This window comes from Microvirga zambiensis WSM3693 (genome assembly GCF_016735695.1).
Taxonomy (GTDB): Bacteria; Pseudomonadota; Alphaproteobacteria; order Rhizobiales; family Beijerinckiaceae; genus Microvirga; species Microvirga zambiensis.
Map to the genome: position 1 here is coordinate 15,424 of NZ_JAERQD010000014.1, position 16,227 is coordinate 31,650.

Consider the following 16,227-nt stretch of genomic DNA (forward strand, 5'->3'; position numbering starts at 1 on the left):
CTATCCCAAAAGTGGGTCCACTTTTGGGTCCGATGCTCTAGCGATCCCGACCCGCTTGATTTCCCATTCGAGCTCCACGCCGGAGGCCTCGCGGACGCGGCGGCGTACCTCCTCGCCCAGGCCCTCGATATCGGCGGCAGAGGCGGAGCCGTGATTGATCAGGAAGTTGCAGTGCATCTCGGAGACCTGGGCGTCGCCGATGCGAAGCCCGCGGCAGCCGGCCTCGTCGACCAGCTGCCAGGCTTTCCTGCCGGGCGGGTTCTTGAAGGTGGAGCCGCCCGTGCGGGTGTTGACCGGCTGCGTCGAGGAGCGCGCCTCGGTGATCGCGTTCATCTCGGCGAGGATCTCGGCCGGATCGCCGGGCCGGCCCTCGAACAGGGCCTCGGTGAAGATCACGTCCTCCGGCACGCCAGCATGGCGATAGGTGAAGCCCATCTGCGCATTGGTGAAGCTTACCGCCTCGCCGGTTCGCGCAATGCCCTTTGCCTCGACCAGAACATCCTTCGTCTCGCCGCCATAGGCACCGCCATTCATGCGCAGGGCACCGCCGATGGCGCCGGGGATGCCGCGCAGGAACGACAGGCCCGCAATGCCGGCCTCCGCCGCCGCGCGGGCCACCTTCACATCCGGCGCTCCTGCACCGGCGCGAACGCGATGACCCGGCTCGACCGACACGTCGGCGAAGCCCTTGCCGAGACGAATGATGACGCCTTCCCAGCCGCCATCGCGGATCAGTAGGTTCGAGCCCAGGCCGACGACGAGCACGGGCACCCGTCGATCGAGATGCTGCAGAAAATACGCGAGGTCGTCCGCATCCGCCGGCGTGAACAGAACCTGCGCCGGCCCGCCGGTGCGGAACCACGACAGTGGCGCCGTCGGCGCATTGGCCTCCAGCTTGCCCCGCAGTTCCGGCATGCCGGCCCCCAGATCGGGAACGATGTCAGGAAACATGGAGCACCCCATAGCCCTCATCCTGAGGAATGAAACTATCGGCTCTCTCCGCCCTCATCCTGAGGAGCCGCGCAGCGGCGTCTCGAAGGAGGTTCCAGTGCTCTCTTGATCCTCCTTCGAGACGGATTGCTGACGCAATCCTCCTCAGGATGAGGGGAGAGGTTGGAATGGAAGAACTTGTGCCGAGGCTCATTCGTTTTACGCCGCCTTCTCGCCCAGATGATCGAGCTCGCCCGGCAGGGCATAGGCCCATTGGGTGATGTTGCCGGCGCCGAGGCAGAGCACGTAGTCGCCGGGCTTCGCGATGCCCTTGATCAGGCCCGCGAGGTCTTCCGACTTTTCGAGCGCCATCACGTTCCGGTGGCCGCGCGCCTTGAGGCCCGAGACGAGGCCGTCGCGGTCGGCGCCCGGGATCGGCTGCTCGCCCGCCGCATAGACCGGCGCGACGATGACCGCATCCGCGTCGTTGAAGCAGGTGCAGAACTGGTCGAACAGGGAAGAAAGGCGCGAATAGCGGTGCGGCTGCACGACGGCGATGACCTGCCCGTCCGTCGCTGCGCGCGCGGCTTTGAGCACCGCCGCGATCTCGATGGGGTGGTGGCCGTAATCGTCGAACACGGTGACGCCGTTCCATTCGCCGGTACGGGTGAAGCGGCGCTTGACGCCGCCGAAGCCGGCGAGCGCCTTGCGGATCGCATCGGGCGAGACGCCGAGCTCATGCGCGACCGCGATCGCCGCCGTGGCGTTGAGCGCGTTGTGCGCGCCCGGCATCGGCAGGACGAGGTCTTCGAGTTCCAGGCGGAAGCCGGGGCGGCGATCGCGGATCATGACGCGGAACTTGGTCTGCCCGCCGCGCGGATCGACATCCATGATGCGCACGTCGGCCTGTGGATTCTCGCCGTAGGTGATGATGCGGCGATCCTCGATGCGGCCGACGAGATCCTGCACCGTCGGATGATCGATGCACATCACCGCGAAGCCGTAGAACGGAATCGAGTTGATGAAGGAATGGAACGAATCCTTGATCGCATCGAAGGTGCCGAAATGATCGAGATGCTCGGCGTCGATATTGGTGACGATCGCCACGTCCGCCGGCAGCTTCAGGAAGGTTCCGTCGGATTCGTCCGCCTCGACCACCATCCACTGGCCGTCGCCCATGCGGGCATTGGTGCCATAGGCGTTGATGATGCCGCCGTTGATGACCGTGGGATCGAGCCCGCCTGCATCGAGCAGGGTCGCGACGAGCGAGGTCGTGGTGGTCTTGCCGTGGGTGCCGGCGACGGCCACGCAGGACTTGAAGCGCATGAGCTCCGCCAGCATCTCGGCGCGGCGCACCACCGGCAGGCGCTTCTCGCGGGCGACGATCAGCTCCGGGTTGTCGCGCTTGATGGCGGTCGACACCACCACGATCTCGGCATTCTCCACGTTCTCCGCCCTGTGGCCGATGAAGGTCTTGATGCCTTTGTCGGCGAGGCGTTTCACGTTGTAGTTGTCGGCGGCATCCGAGCCCTGCACCGTATACCCTAAATTGTGCATGACCTCGGCGATGCCCGACATGCCGATGCCGCCGATTCCGATGAAATGAATGGGACCAAGCTTCGGCGGCAGTTTCATGGGTTTTTTCCGTTATTGTGCGAATGAATGAGGGTAAGGACGACTTGCGCCAGACGTTCCGCCGCATCCGTGATGCTGGCGCTATGTGCAGCGGCGGCGGCTCTCGTCAAGCGGTCAGGCTCTTGAAAAAAGAGCTGAATTTCTTGCGACAGCCGCTCAGGGGTGAAGTCCGATTGCGGACAAACGATGGCAGCGCCAAGGTCTCCAAGGGTTTTGGCGTTGGCCGCCTGATCCTGATCGAGGGAGCCCGGCAGGGGCACGAGGATCGAGGGGCGGCCGATCACCGCAAGCTCCGCCACCGTCGAAGCGCCGGAGCGGGAGACCACCAGATGGGCCTGAGCCAGCCTTTGCGGCAGGTCCTTGAAGAAGGGCTCCGCCTCGAATTCCACACCCAGTGTGCGGTATTGCTCGCGGACCCGGTCGAGATCCTCGCCCCTCGCCTGCTGGGTGATCGCAAGACGGGCGCGCAGCTCCGCCGGAAGGCGTTCGACGGCGGGCGGAACCACGTCGCTCATCACCCGGGCGCCCTGGCTGCCGCCGACCACGAGGAGGCGAAGCTTTCCGTTCGGCTCCAGCGTCGCGTAGGGCTGCCTTGCCGCTTCCAGCACAGCGGGGCGGATCGGGTTGCCCGTGTGGACCTGTTTGCCCGGCACATTCGCGGGCACGCCCCTGATATCGGCAAATCCCGTCGCGATCACCGTAGCGCGGCGGGCGAGCAGGCGGTTGGCGCGTCCCATCACGCCGTTCGCCTCATGGATCACGCTCGGAACCTTGATGAACGATGCAGCCAGCACCGGCGGCACGGTGGGATAGCCGCCGAAGCCGACGACGACGGCCGGCTTCATCCGGCGGATCATCGAGACCGATTTGAGCGTCCCCTGCCCCAGCATGAAAGCCGCCTTCGCCATCTGCGGCAGCGAGCGGCCGGACGGCGTGGCGGAAGGGATCTCGACGATCTCGTCGGCCGGGAACGAGCCCGCATAGGCGTTGGCGCGCTTGTCGGTGGCGAGCGCCACCTTGGCGCCGGCCGCCTTCAGGGCATTCGCCAGCGCCTCGGCCGGGAAGAGGTGACCGCCGGTGCCGCCGGCGGTCAGGAGGATCAGCGGTGCGCTCATCCTTTAGGCCCGATCCTGATTGAAGTGATCCATCATCTCGGCCCGCGGCCGGCGGCGCGTGAGCGCGATGAGAAAGCCCATGCCGAGGGCGAGCGAGAGCAGCGACGAGCCGCCATAGGAGATGAAGGGCAGCGTCATGCCCTTGGCCGGCATGAGGTGCACGTTCACCATCATGTTGATGCAGGCCTGCAGGCCGAACATGAAGATCAGGCCCGTGGCCGCGAGGCGGCAGAACGTGTCCTCGTTGCGGCGCGCAAGGCTTAAGCCGCGCAGCACGATGAAGGCGAAGACGATGAGCAGCGCGATGCACACGACGATGCCGAACTCCTCCGCCGTGACGGCGAAGATGAAGTCGGTATGCGCATCGGGCAGGATGCGCTTGACCGAGCCCTCGCCCGGACCGCGCCCGAGCCAGCCACCGCGAGAGAACGACTCCATCGCCGTGTCGACCTGGAAGGTGTCGCCGGAATCCTTGTCGAGGAAGCGCTCGATTCGGGCACGCACGTGCGGCAGGAATTCATAGGCCGCAACGATGCCGACGAGGCCGGCGCCGCCGAGGCCCATCACCCAGAACCAGTGCAGGCCGGCGACGAAGAACAGGCCGCACCACACGATGGTGACGAGCATGGTCTGGCCGAAATCCGGCTGGAGAATGAGGGGAATGATCGTGGCAGGCAGAAGCATAAAGGCGAGCAGCGTGCCCGGCACGTCCTTGCGCCGCGCGCCCTCCGAGAAGGCCCAGGCGGAGAGCACCACGAAAGCGGGCTTCACGAATTCGGACGGCTGCAGGCCGAGCGGGCCGATCATGATCCAGCGATGCGCACCCTTGATCTCGGGACCGTACTGGAACGCCAGCAGAATCATCACCATGCCCACCGCGTAGACCAGCAGGGCCAGTCGCCTCAAATGGCGCAGGGACAGGAACGAGACCGTGACCATGATGCACAGGGCCGGGACGAGGAACATCACCTGCCGGTTCACGAAATGGAAGGTCGAGAGGCCGAGCCGCTCCGCGACCGGCGGACCGCCGGCCATGAGGAAGACGAGGCCCGCCAGCATGAGGATGGCGAGGCCTGCGAGCAGCAGACGGTCGACCGTCCACCACCAATCGCCGAAAGCCGAGCGTTCCGCGCGAGACACCATCTTCAAGCCCCCTTGGCTTCGATGCCGGGTAAGGCCCGGACCAGATCGCGGAAATGGTTTCCGCGCACTTCGTAATTGGGAAATTGATCGTAGGACGCGCAGGCCGGCGACAGCAGCACCACGGCAGCGCCTCCCAGCGCCCGCGCATCCGATGCCGCCTGTTCCACCGCCTTGTCGAGGGTGCCGCTGAAGACATGCGGCACCGCATCCCCGAGCGTCTTCGCAAACTGGTCGGACGCCGCGCCGATGAGATAGGCCTTGCGGATCTTGCGGAAATACGATGTCAGCGTCTCGATGCCACCTTCCTTCGACTTGCCGCCGAGGATCCAGAAGATGTCATCGAAGGACTTCAGCGCCTTCTCGGTGGAATCCGCGTTGGTGGCCTTCGAATCGTTGATGAAGAGGGTCTGCCCGATGCGGCCGACCTCCTCCATTCGATGCGGCAGGCCGGGAAAGGTGAGGAGAGCGGAGCGGATCTGCTCCGGAGAAACGTTGAGCGCCAGGGCGATGGCGACGGCCGCGGCAGCGTTCTGGGCGTTGTGCTCGCCGCGCAGCGAACCGATGCCAGAGAGATTTGCGATTGGTGCGGCATCAGTCCCGGTGACGCCGACAAGCGTTTCGCCATCCGCATAGACGCCTTTTCCGCTCAGCGGCTCGACCGAGACGCGGGCAACGTTCACGCCCCTCGCTTCGCAGGCGTCCGCAATCGCCCGGCTCATGGGATCGTCCACGCCGATGACCGCAAGCCCCGCCTTCGCCACCAGCCGCTCCTTGATGGCCGCGTAGAGCTCCATCGTCCCATGCCGGTCGATGTGATCCGGCGAGAGATTGAGATGCACGCCGATGGTGGGGTTAAGCGAGGGCGCAAGATCGATCTGGAACGAGGAGCACTCGATCACGTGGATGCGGCTGTCGGAGGGCGGCTCGAGCGAGAGGATCGCGGTACCGATGTTGCCGCCCATCTGCACGTCGCGGCCGGCTTCGCGCAGGATATGCGCGATGAGCGCGGTCGTCGTCGACTTGCCGTTGGTGCCCGTGATCGCAATGAGCGGTGCGTTCGGTGCGATCTTCGCGCGCTCGCGGCAGAACAGCTCGATATCGCCGATGATCTCGACGCCGGCGTCCTTTGCCAGCGTCGCCGACCAATGCGGTTCGGGATGGGTCAGCGGCACGCCCGGTGAGAGAACGAAGGACGAGAAGCGCGACCAGTCAGCCTTGCGCAGATCGGCGGTTTCGATGCCCTTCGCCTCGGCCTCCGTCATCTTCGCCGGATTGTCGTCGCAGGCGATTACATGCGCCCCGCCCGCCTTCAGGGCAAGCGCCGTCGCCAGCCCGGATCCGCCGAGGCCGAAGAGAGCAACCGTTTTGCCGGCGAAGGTGGTGACGGGTGTCATGCGCCTTACCGCAGCTTGAGGGTGGCGAGGCCGGTGAGCGCCAGCACGACGGCGATGATCCAGAACCGGATCACCACCTGCGGCTCGGTCCAGCCCAGCTGCTCGAAATGGTGGTGGATCGGCGCCATCTTGAAGACGCGCTTGCCGGTGAGCTTGAATGACGTCACCTGAATGATCACCGACATGATCTCCAGCACGAAGAGGCCGCCGACGATGGCGAGCACGAACTCGTGCTTGGCGGCCACCGCGATGGCACCGAGCATGCCGCCGAGCGCGAGCGAGCCCGTGTCGCCCATGAAGATCTGCGCCGGCGGCGCGTTGAACCACAGGAAGCCCAATCCCGCGCCGATGAGCGCGCCGCAGAGCACGGCGAGCTCGCCGGTGCCGGGAATGAAATGGATCTGCAGGTAGTTGGAGAACACCGCATTACCGGCGAGATAGGCGATGAAGCCGAAGGTGCCGGCGGCGATCATCACCGGCACGATGGCAAGCCCGTCGAGACCGTCCGTGATGTTCACCGCATTGCCCGCGCCCACGATCACGAAGGCGGCGAAGACGATGTAGAACCAGCCGAGATTGAAGATCAGGTCCTTCGAGAAGGGCAGAGCCAGCTTGTTGGCAAGGCCCGGTGTCGCCATGTAGGAGATCGCGATGCAGGCGATCGCCGCGATCAGCGCCTCGATGGCGAGGCGCGAGCGGCCGGAAAAGCCTTTGTGCGACTGCTTCGTCACCTTGAGATAATCGTCATAAAAGCCGATGGCGCCGAAGCCTACGGTCACGAACAGCACGATCCAGACATAGTGGTTTTCGAGATTGGCCCAGAGCAGGGTCGAAATCAGCACGCCGGCGAGGATCATCAATCCGCCCATGGTGGGCGTGCCGCGCTTGGTCAGCAGATGCGATTGCGGGCCGTCCTCGCGGATCGGCTGGCCCTTGCCCTGGCGCAAGCGCAGCAGAGAGATCATCCACGGACCGAACAGAAAGACGAGCAGGAAGGCGGTGGCCGTCGCGCCGCCGGTGCGGAACGTGATGTAGCGGAAGACATTGAGGGGGCTGAAATAGGGGCTGAACTCAGCCAACCAGGTCAACATCGGTCATCCTTTCAGCGCGTTGGCGGCAGGGCCCGCGCCGTAACTGTCTTTCAGAGCCTTGACGATCAAGGCCATCTTCATGCTGAGCGAACCCTTGACGGTGACGGCATCGCCAGGACGCACGGCCGCGCGGACCGCATCGATCAGCGCGGCTGATGTCTGGGCATGCGCTGCGACCTTCGCCTTCGGAAGGGCATCGACGAGGCTCTGCATCAGGGGTCCGGCGGCGAACACCAGATCGATCTTGTTCGTCTCGACCGCTTCCGCCAGCTCGGCGTGCAGGCGTGGGCCTGTCTCGCCCAGTTCCTTCATGTCGCCGAGAACCGCGATGCGCCGGGCGCCGCGGCCGAGTTCCACCGCGCCGAGATTGGCGAGCGCCGCGCGCATGGAAGCCGGGTTGGCGTTGTAGCTCTCGTCGATCAGCAGGACCTCGCGGTCACCGACAGCGAGCATGGTGCGCTCGCCGCGCCCGACCGGCGGCTTCAGTTCGGCAAAGGATAGAGCCACGAGTGCGAGATCGGCACCGAGCGCATGGGAGGCTGCAAGCACGCTCAGGGAATTGAGCGCGATGTGCCGGCCCGCCGTGCCGATCCTGTAGGTCAGAGGCTGACCGAAGATCGTGGCATCGACGATGGAATGATCGGGCTTCACGATGATGCGGTGCGCGCGGACATCCGCCGTCTCATGCTCGCCGAAGGTGACGACGCGGCCCGCCGCAGAGGCGTAGGCATGGGCGCGCATGCGCTCGAAATAGGCGTTGTCGCGGCTGATGACCGCCGTGCCGCCGGGCTCGAGGCCGGAAAAGATCTCGCCCTTGGCATCGGCGATGCCCCAGAGCGAGGGGAAGAATTCGATATGGACAGGCTCGATGGTGGTGATCACGGCCACATGCGGGCGGACCATGCCGGTGAGCGGCAGGATCTCATGCGCATGGTTCATGCCGATCTCGAACACGCCGAACTCGGTTTCCCGCGGCATGCGGGCGAGCGTCAGCGGCACGCCCCAATGATTGTTGTAGGACGCCACCGATGCATGCGTCACGCCCTGGCGGGAGAGCGCAAGTCGCATCGCCTCCTTCGTGCCGGTCTTGCCGACCGAGCCGGTGATGGCGACGATCTTCGCATCCGTGCGCCTGCGCGCAGCGCGGCCCATCCGGCGCATGGCGTCGAGCACGTCCGGAACGACGATCAGCCTGTCGGAACCGGCAAAGGTGGGAGCCTTTTCCTCGGATACGATTGCGGCGGAAGCGCCCTTCTCCAGCGCCGCCTGCACGAAATCGTGCCCGTCATGCACATCGCCCTTGATGGCGAAGTAGAGATCGCCCGGCTCGAGCGTGCGCGTGTCGATGGAGGCACCGGTCGCCTGCGCGAAGCCGCCGCCGATCCGCGCGCCGGTGGCGGCTGCGATCTCGTCTCTTGTCCAAAGGGGCGAATTCATCCCTGCCTCTCCGCAATGGCCGCCCGGACCTCGTCATGGTCCGAGAACGGCAGGGTCCGGTCGCCGATGATTTGGCCGGTTTCATGACCTTTGCCGGCCACGACCAGAATATCGCCCGTCTGAAGCTCCCTGACGGCGGTGCGGATGGCTTGAGCGCGGTCGCCGATCTCGCGCGCTCCAGGAGCGCCTTTCAGCACCTCGGCGCGGATGGAGGCTGGATCCTCGGAGCGAGGATTATCGTCCGTGACGATGACCACATCTGCCTTGTCGTGGGCAATGCGTCCCATGAGCGGCCGTTTTCCCCGATCCCGGTCGCCGCCGCAGCCGACGACGCAGAACAGCTTTCCCTTCACGAAAGGCCGCAGGGCATCGAGCACATGAGCGAGCGCGTCGGGCTTGTGCGCGTAATCGACGATGCAGATGGCGCCGTCGATATCGCCGACCTGCTCGAGGCGCCCCGACACGCCTTTCAGGTTCCTGAATCCTTCAAAGACCTCGGCCGCCCTGCCCTCGCCTTCGACCGCGAGCACGAGGCCGGCGGCAACGAGGGCGTTCTCGACCTGGAAGGCGCCGAGAAGCGGCAATTTGGTACGGAACGTCTGCCCGAAAGCCTCCACGGTGAGAATTTGGGTAAAGCCTTCGGTGCGTGTCTCGACCAGGCGCAGGGTTTCGCCCGTGCTCCCGGTGGTGACAAGCTTCAGGCCGCGATCGCGCACGCCCTGCAGGAAGACGTCCGCATAGGGTCCGTCGGCATTGATGACAGCCGGCGCATCGCCCGGCAGAAGCGTGTCGAACAGGCGCATCTTCGCCTTGGCATAAGCCTCCGTCGTCGCGTGATAGTCGAGATGGTCGCGGCCGAGATTGGTGAAGCCCGCAGCATCGAGGCGCACGCCGTCGAGGCGGCGTTGGTCGATGCCGTGGGAAGAGGCTTCCATCGCAAGGCGCGTCACGCCGTCCTTCGCCAAGCGGTCGAAGCTCTCGTGCAGGGAGATCGGGTCCGGCGTCGTCAGCGAGCCATAGGCCGCACCGTCCGAGGTGATGATGCCGAGCGTGCCGACGCTCGCCGACTTGTAGCCCAGATGCGCGAAAAGCTGGCGAGTGAAATCGGCGACCGAGCTCTTGCCGCTCGTCCCCGTGACGGCGACGATCTTTTCCGGCTGCTTCGGATAGAAGCGCGATGCCGCGAGCGCGAGCGCCTGGCGCACGTCGTCGACCTGCACATAGGCCACATGACCCGGCAGATCCGCGGGACGCGCAGCCTCGCCGACGATAGCGACGGCGCCGGCGGCGAGAGCCTGCGGCACGAAGCTCATGCCATCCACCTTCGTGCCGGGCACGGCGAAGAACAGCGTCCCCTGCTCGACCTTGCGGCTGTCCGAGGCGATCTTCGAAACGGAAAGCGAGGCCTCCTTGTGGCCCCGCGCTTCAGCGACCAGGTCGCCGAGATGCCTGGTGGACGCGCTCATCGGTTGCTGCCCCAGGCGCCGAGGCGCGACATGAGCGGGAAGGGCTGCGACGGCGGCTCGAAGCGCGGCGGAACGCCAAGCAGCGGAGCAACGCGCTCGATCACGTTGCCGGTGACCGGGCCTGCATTCCAGCCCGCGGTCGAGAAGCCATAGGTGCCCTCCACCGCCTGCGGCTCGTCCATGATCGTCAGGAACACGTATTTCGGCTTGTCCGCCGGTACCACCGCCGTGAAGGTGGTGAAGTTCTTGTTCTTGGCATAGCGGCCGTTGATGACTTTTTCGGCGGTGCCGGTCTTGCCGCCGACGAAGAAGCCGGCGATGGAGGCCGAACCTGCCGAGCCTTCCGGCGTCGAGGCATTGAGGCGCATCACGTAGCGCATCGCCTCGCTCGTCTCGGGCTTCAGAACCTGCATGGCGTTCTGCCGCGCCTCTTCCGCATTCCGCTTCAAGAAGGTCGGCTTGATCATCACGCCGCCATTGACGAGAGCACCGACCGCCATGAGAGCCTGGAGCGGCGCGACGGCAAGGCCGTGACCGAAGGCGATGGTCATGGTGTTGAGCTCGCCCCAGCGCGGCGGGACGATCGGCAGGGCGTTTTCCGGCAGCTCCGTCTCGAGACGCGTGAGCTGGCCCATCTTGCGCAGGAAGGCCTTGTGCCCCTCGACGCCGATGCCGAGCGCCATGCGCGCGGTGCCGATATTGGAGGAATGCACGAAGACTTCCGGCGTGGTCAGAACGCGGCGTGTCGGATGGTAGTCGCCGATGGTGAATTTGCCGTAGCGCAGGCCCGAGCGCGCATCGAAGCTCGAATTGATGTTGTACTTGCCGGAATCGAGCGCCATGGCGACCGTCAATGCCTTGAAGGTCGAGCCCATCTCGAACACGCCGACATTGATGCGGTTGATCCGGTCCTTCTCGAGTGCGTCGACCGGGTTGTTGGGATCATAGTCCGGCAGCGACACGAGAGCGATGATCTCGCCCGTGTTCACGTCGAGGACCGCGCCTGCCGTGGCCTTCGCCTTGAACTTCGCCATGCCTTTCGCGAGCTCGTCGCGAAGCGCGTGTTGCACGCGCAGGTCGAGCGAGAGTTGCACGGGCTTGAGATCCGCGGCGGAGATGTTGAAGCCCGCGCCGTTGAGATCCTGCAGGCCCATGCTGTCGATATATTTCTCCATCCCGGCGATGCCCACGTTGTCCACGTTGGCGAAGCCGAGCACGTGGGCCGCAGCCTCCGCGTTCGGGTAGACGCGCTTGTTCTCGGGCAGGAAGCCGACGCCGGGGATGCCGAGGCGATGCACTTCCGCCTGCTGGCGCGGCGTGATCTCGCGCTTGACCCAGACGAAGCCTTTCTTGGTGCCGAGCTTGTTGCGCAGGTCCGTGGCGTCGAGATCCGGCAGCACGGCGGTCAGAAGCTCGACCGCCTCGTCCTTGTCGATGATGTTGCGCGGCTCGGCGAAGACCGAGACCATCTTCACGTCGGTGGCCAAAACCTCGCCGTTGCGGTCGACGATGTCGGGACGGGCGGCGGAAATCTCGGAGGAAGCGGCGCGGCGCACTTCGCTGGTGTTCTCGCTCGTCACGGCGAGAAAGACGAGCCGTCCGCCGATCAGGCTGAACAGGCCGACGAAGCAGGCTGCGGCCAAGCCGACGCGCGAGGTGCTCTTGTCGTGGCGCAGGCGAAAAAGCTCACGGGCATGACCGAGCACGCCGCGCTTCTGCGCTACAGTCCTGCCCTGCCATTCGGTTTGTTGCTCTTGCGACACGAGGCTCACCGTCTCGGGGTTTGGGTCGTCGGGGTACGGGCGTCCGAGCTTCGATCCTTCGGCGTCGCCGTCGGCTCGAGAAGTCCGAGCGCTTCGAGCTTGCGGCCGATCTCGTCCTCGCGCGAGGGCCGGTTCGGCAGGTCGGACAGGCGCGCGAGCTGCTGGATCTTGAGAGGCTGGAGATCGAGATGCTTGTCCACCGCCTCCTGGAGGCGATCGGGACGGTCGAGATATTGCCACTCGGCCTGCAGCACCGCGATGGCCTCGCGCTCGCGGCTGACCTGCGATTTCAGCTTCGCCACCTGCTCGACGTAGAAGAGCGTCTCATATTTGATCGAATAGGCATAGCCTGCCGATGCGATGAGGGCGGAGATCGCGATGATGTGGAGCAGCCTGATCATCGGCGCCCTCCCCGTTTCTCGGCTGTCTGCGGAAGCTCGGCCAGCATGGTGATGGCACTCAAGGGTTCCTGCGGCGGCGTTTCCGTGCGGGCGCCGGCGCGGAGCTTTGCCGAGCGCGCCCGTGGGTTCTGCGCCATTTCCTGGTCGCTCGGCCCCACCGGTCCCCGTGTAACCGCGTCGAATGTAGGCTCGGGTGCCGCTGCCGTCGGCAGGTGGCGCGAGCCCGCCGGCGCACGGCCGGTGCGAGCCGTGAAGAACTGCTTCACGATGCGGTCTTCGAGGGAATGGAACGTCACGACGACGAGGCGCCCGCCCGGCTTCAGGATGCGCTCCGCCGCATGCAGCGCGCGCACGAGTTCGCCGAGCTCGTCGTTGACGGCGATGCGTAAGCCCTGGAACACGCGCGTGGCGGGGTGAATGCCGCCCGGCTCCTGGCGGATGAGCGACGCGACGAGATCGGCGAGCTGCCGCGTGGTTTCGAAGGGCTGGCGCCGTCGCGCTTCGATGACGGCGCGGGCAACTGCGCGGGCGCGGCGTTCTTCGCCGTAATGGTAGAAGATGTCGGCGAGCTCGGCCTCGGAGGATTCGTTGACGAGATCCGCCGCGCTCGGGCCGCTTTGCTCCATGCGCATGTCGAGCGGCCCCTCGTTGCGGAACGAGAAGCCGCGCTCGGCCTGATCGAGCTGCATGGACGACACGCCGATATCGAGCACGACGCCGTCGACCGCATCGAAGCCCTGCCCGCGCGCGATCTCATCGAGGTCGCCGAAGCGTCCCGGCACGAGCATCAGCCGCTTCTTGAATTTGGACGACAGCGAAGCTCCGCCCGCGATCGCATCGGGATCGCGGTCGATGGCAACGACCTTGTTCTGCTGATGAGCATCGAGGATGGCGCGCGTGTAGCCGCCTGCGCCGAATGTTCCATCGATGAAGACGCCGCCGCTCTTCGCATCGAGCGCCGTGAGAACCTCCGCCAGGAGAACGGGAACGTGACGGGACAGTCCGCCAGCGGCTCCGGCTCCTGGGCCGTCGCCGCGTCCCGTCATCGCTCCCGTACTCCTGGTGAGGTGTTCTGCACTGTACGCGACTCCATCATTCGACTTCCCAACGTCTTCTTCAGGTCTCTGACCTTCGTGCGCGCCTCCTCCAGATGCGCACGGAAGCGTTCGGGCTCCCAAATCTGGAACTTGTGACCGAGTCCGACGAACGTCACCGTATCGCCGATCCCGGCATGCACTTTTACCGTATCCGTCAGGATGACACGCCCTTCCGGATCGACCTTCAGAATCTCGCTTGTCCCGAACAACGCCGTCGACAGCTGATCCCGCTCGTCCGAATAGGGCGACAGCGTCGACAAAAACGCATCGATCTCGTTCAGAAGCACGTTGCCGCCTGCGTCCAAGGCCGGCGAGTCGAGCGCCGGATGCACGTAGAGTCCCTCGAATCCGTCCTTGGCCAACACGGCCCGGAAGGATGCGGGGATCGAGACGCGACCCTTCGAATCCAACTTGTTCGTAAAATTGGACACGAAGCGGTTCATTGGCCGCAGCTCGCACGCTCCTGATTGTCAGCCCCCCGGCGGATCTTGAGGATCCGCCACCCGCAGCCGGTGATGACGCTACGTTCCGAAGCAGCGCGTCAGCATCTCTTGAGTGCTTGACGCTCCCTTCGGAAGACACCGTCGACGGGATGATTTGGGATAACATGGGATAATATGGGCGTCAACGGAACGGGGATGGAGTGCACGCCTCATGGCATGTGTTCCCCATGAGACGCATTTACGGTTAATGAATCGTAAGCAGGGCAACGGTTTGCCCCGCTTTCTTGCAAATTCTAACCTGTGGAAAGATGGCGTCAGCCGGCCTGTAAGCCGGGTTCTGTAGGGCCCAAAGTCTAAGAAACTTTGGACGTGGCGACCATTCCTCTGGGACGATCATTGCTGACCGCCTCTAGCAACCAACCCGGACGACGAGCCTGGAAACGGGCCTGGCGCGAACGCCTGTCGTCCCTATTCGGTTTTGCTCCCGGTGGGGTTTACCTTGCCGTCCGCATTGCTGCGTCCGCGGTGCGCTCTTACCGCACCCTTTCACCCTTACCCCGAATACGGGGCGGTCTGCTTTCTGTGGCACTTTCCCTGGGGTTTCCCCCGCCGGACGTTATCCGGCACCTTGCTTCCATGGAGCCCGGACTTTCCTCTCCGAGACGAACTCGAAGCGGCCGCCCGGCCAGCTGACGGTGCGGATGTGGTGCCAAATGGCCCCTGCCGTCAAGGACATTCAATCGGCGATCGTGACTTAAGTTTGAGTCCCGATCGGGGTCGGCACGCCGTCATTCCGGAGCGCCGCAGGCGAACCCGACCCGAAGGGCCACACCGAAGGTGGGGAAACCCATAACCGCCGATGGTGCAGAAGAGGCGCGACGCTGGTCGCCCTTTTCTAAGATGTCGTGGTTATGGGTTCCGGGTTCCGCTGCGCGGCCCCGGAATGACGGGGCAGAGTCAAACAGGGTCACTACTCAATCGGCTGCGGCCGTGATCACCTTCACCTTGGCGCAATAGGCACGGGAAGCGCTCGTCATCGTCTGCGTGCGATGGCCGAACTGATAGCGCAGGATCGTGCCGCAGGTGTCGCCGCCGGCGAGCTTGTAGGCCTTGGCGAGGTATTTCAGGCCGTAGCGCAGGTTCGTCTCGGCATCGAGAAGGCCGGTAGCCGGGCCGGCATAACCCAGCGACTGGGCCGTGCGCAGATTGATCTGGGTGAGGCCCATATGAGAACCGTTGCGCGCGCCGGCATTGTAGCGGCTCTCGAGCCTGACGACGGCATCCGCCAACTCGTAAGGCAGGCCGTTCTCGGAGGCGTAGCGGACGATCAGCGGCTTGATCGCGCCGGCCCGCGCGGCATCGGAGGTTCGAAGCCTCAGGCGGGGTTCTGTCGATACCGAAGGCAGCGAGGCGGTTTCGTTCGCATCGTCCTCGGACGGGTGAACCGCGTCGGCGCTTTTCTGAAACTTGCCCGCCGCGGCCACCTGTTTCGCCTTCTTGCCGTCGGCACCCTTGGCCGCCTTCGCGGTCGTCTTGGCATCGGGCTCCTCGCCAGCCTCTTCCAAGGGTACGGCAGCTTCGGCAGCGGCGGCATCCAGAAATTCCTGGGCCTTGTCCGGAGAAATGACGCTGCCGGAATCTCCGCCCTCCGCCCTGGCCTGCGAAGCAACAACAAGTATAACCGCACCAATGAACGCAACGGCCAGGGTTCTGAGGAAATGCTGCCAAGTCAAACCGAAAACTCCAGCCGGCGATCATCGAAAGGGCGGGCTGGGTGGAGGCGAAATGGGGCAAAGATGTGGCACATCTCGACGCAATTTCGTTCAGAATGCGTTCAAGCTTGACTGTGCTATCCTTCTAATTCTTGGCTTTATGGCGACGATTCTACCCTCTTGGAGGGATTGAAAAAATTTCGCCGGCCGACCTGTCGGGAGGAACTCTTTCTCCGCCCGGGAGTTGGCGACAGCGTAAGGTCAAGCTAAACAGGACCGGGCAGCCCCGCCCGATCATAACAGGGAAGCCTCCATGAAGAAGATCATGACAGCCATTGCCGCCGGTGCTCTCACCCTCTCGATGGCAGCCTGCAACACCCCCGGCGAGCGCGCAGTCGGCGGCGCAGCGATCGGCGGCCTTGCCGGTGCGGCAATCGGCGGCGCAGCAACCGGAACCGCAGGCGGTGCTCTTGCCGGCGCAGCCATCGGCGGTGCGGGCGGCGCCATTGTCGGCGCTTCTACGGCTCCGCGCGGCCCGGCCTGCCCCTACGGCACGTATCAGGACGTCTACGGCAACGTTTACTGCCGCTGATCCGCTCC

14 protein-coding genes and 1 other RNA gene are annotated in these 16,227 nt (G+C 65.0%); 1 reads left to right on the plus strand and 14 read right to left on the minus strand.

What is annotated here, in order from left to right:
• The 14 genes from murB to JKL46_RS12855 form a co-directional block, all read right to left on the minus strand.
• Complete coding sequence (murB, locus tag JKL46_RS12790; RefSeq protein WP_201833308.1) at nucleotides 1-951, minus strand: UDP-N-acetylmuramate dehydrogenase; 951 nt, start codon at nucleotides 949-951, stop codon at nucleotides 1-3.
• 198 nt (nucleotides 952-1,149) lie between these two features.
• Nucleotides 1,150-2,565, minus strand: coding sequence for a UDP-N-acetylmuramate--L-alanine ligase (murC, locus tag JKL46_RS12795; protein WP_201833309.1), 1,416 nt, complete (start codon nucleotides 2,563-2,565; stop codon nucleotides 1,150-1,152).
• Complete coding sequence (gene murG / locus JKL46_RS12800) at nucleotides 2,562-3,680, minus strand: undecaprenyldiphospho-muramoylpentapeptide beta-N-acetylglucosaminyltransferase (RefSeq protein ID WP_201833310.1); 1,119 nt, start codon at nucleotides 3,678-3,680, stop codon at nucleotides 2,562-2,564. The genes murC and murG overlap by 4 nt, the downstream gene beginning before the upstream one ends.
• A gap of 3 nt (nucleotides 3,681-3,683) precedes the next feature.
• Nucleotides 3,684-4,823, minus strand: coding sequence for an FtsW/RodA/SpoVE family cell cycle protein (locus JKL46_RS12805; RefSeq protein ID WP_201833311.1), 1,140 nt, complete (start codon nucleotides 4,821-4,823; stop codon nucleotides 3,684-3,686).
• Nucleotides 4,824-4,825: 2 nt separating this feature from the next.
• Nucleotides 4,826-6,217: a UDP-N-acetylmuramoyl-L-alanine--D-glutamate ligase gene (gene murD, locus JKL46_RS12810; protein ID WP_201833312.1), complete on the minus strand. Its 1,392-nt coding sequence runs from the start codon at nucleotides 6,215-6,217 to the stop codon at nucleotides 4,826-4,828.
• Nucleotides 6,218-6,222: 5 nt separating this feature from the next.
• Nucleotides 6,223-7,308 (minus strand): phospho-N-acetylmuramoyl-pentapeptide-transferase, encoded by a 1,086-nt coding sequence (mraY, locus tag JKL46_RS12815; RefSeq protein WP_201833313.1) that lies wholly within the window; start codon nucleotides 7,306-7,308, stop codon nucleotides 6,223-6,225.
• Between the two features lie 3 nt (nucleotides 7,309-7,311).
• Nucleotides 7,312-8,745 carry a UDP-N-acetylmuramoylalanyl-D-glutamyl-2,6-diaminopimelate--D-alanyl-D-alanine ligase gene (locus tag JKL46_RS12820; protein ID WP_201833314.1) on the minus strand — a complete coding sequence of 478 codons (1,434 nt, stop codon included), beginning with the start codon at nucleotides 8,743-8,745 and terminating at the stop codon, nucleotides 7,312-7,314.
• Entirely contained in the window at nucleotides 8,742-10,211 is a 1,470-nt protein-coding gene (locus JKL46_RS12825; RefSeq protein ID WP_201833315.1) for a UDP-N-acetylmuramoyl-L-alanyl-D-glutamate--2,6-diaminopimelate ligase, read from the minus strand. Before JKL46_RS12825 ends, JKL46_RS12820 begins: the two co-directional genes overlap by 4 nt.
• Nucleotides 10,208-11,983, minus strand: a complete 1,776-nt coding sequence (locus tag JKL46_RS12830; protein WP_201833317.1) for a peptidoglycan D,D-transpeptidase FtsI family protein — start codon at nucleotides 11,981-11,983, stop codon at nucleotides 10,208-10,210. The genes JKL46_RS12825 and JKL46_RS12830 overlap by 4 nt, the downstream gene beginning before the upstream one ends.
• Complete coding sequence (gene ftsL, locus JKL46_RS12835) at nucleotides 11,980-12,375, minus strand: cell division protein FtsL (RefSeq protein WP_201833319.1); 396 nt, start codon at nucleotides 12,373-12,375, stop codon at nucleotides 11,980-11,982. The genes JKL46_RS12830 and ftsL overlap by 4 nt, the downstream gene beginning before the upstream one ends.
• Nucleotides 12,372-13,421, minus strand: coding sequence for a 16S rRNA (cytosine(1402)-N(4))-methyltransferase RsmH (gene rsmH / locus JKL46_RS12840; RefSeq protein ID WP_201833321.1), 1,050 nt, complete (start codon nucleotides 13,419-13,421; stop codon nucleotides 12,372-12,374). The genes ftsL and rsmH overlap by 4 nt, the downstream gene beginning before the upstream one ends.
• Nucleotides 13,418-13,915, minus strand: coding sequence for a division/cell wall cluster transcriptional repressor MraZ (gene mraZ, locus JKL46_RS12845; protein WP_201833323.1), 498 nt, complete (start codon nucleotides 13,913-13,915; stop codon nucleotides 13,418-13,420). Before mraZ ends, rsmH begins: the two co-directional genes overlap by 4 nt.
• A 310-nt stretch (nucleotides 13,916-14,225) precedes the next feature.
• Nucleotides 14,226-14,608, minus strand: an RNA gene (rnpB, locus tag JKL46_RS12850) — RNase P RNA component class A.
• Nucleotides 14,609-14,889: 281 nt separating this feature from the next.
• A complete protein-coding gene (locus JKL46_RS12855) occupies nucleotides 14,890-15,648 on the minus strand; it encodes a lytic transglycosylase domain-containing protein (protein ID WP_201833325.1) in 759 nt (252 codons plus the stop codon).
• 292 nt (nucleotides 15,649-15,940) lie between these two features.
• Between JKL46_RS12855 and JKL46_RS12860 the strand changes: the two genes are divergently transcribed.
• A complete protein-coding gene (locus tag JKL46_RS12860; protein ID WP_183447790.1) occupies nucleotides 15,941-16,219 on the plus strand; it encodes a hypothetical protein in 279 nt (92 codons plus the stop codon).
• The last annotated feature ends 8 nt before the right edge of the window (nucleotides 16,220-16,227 follow it).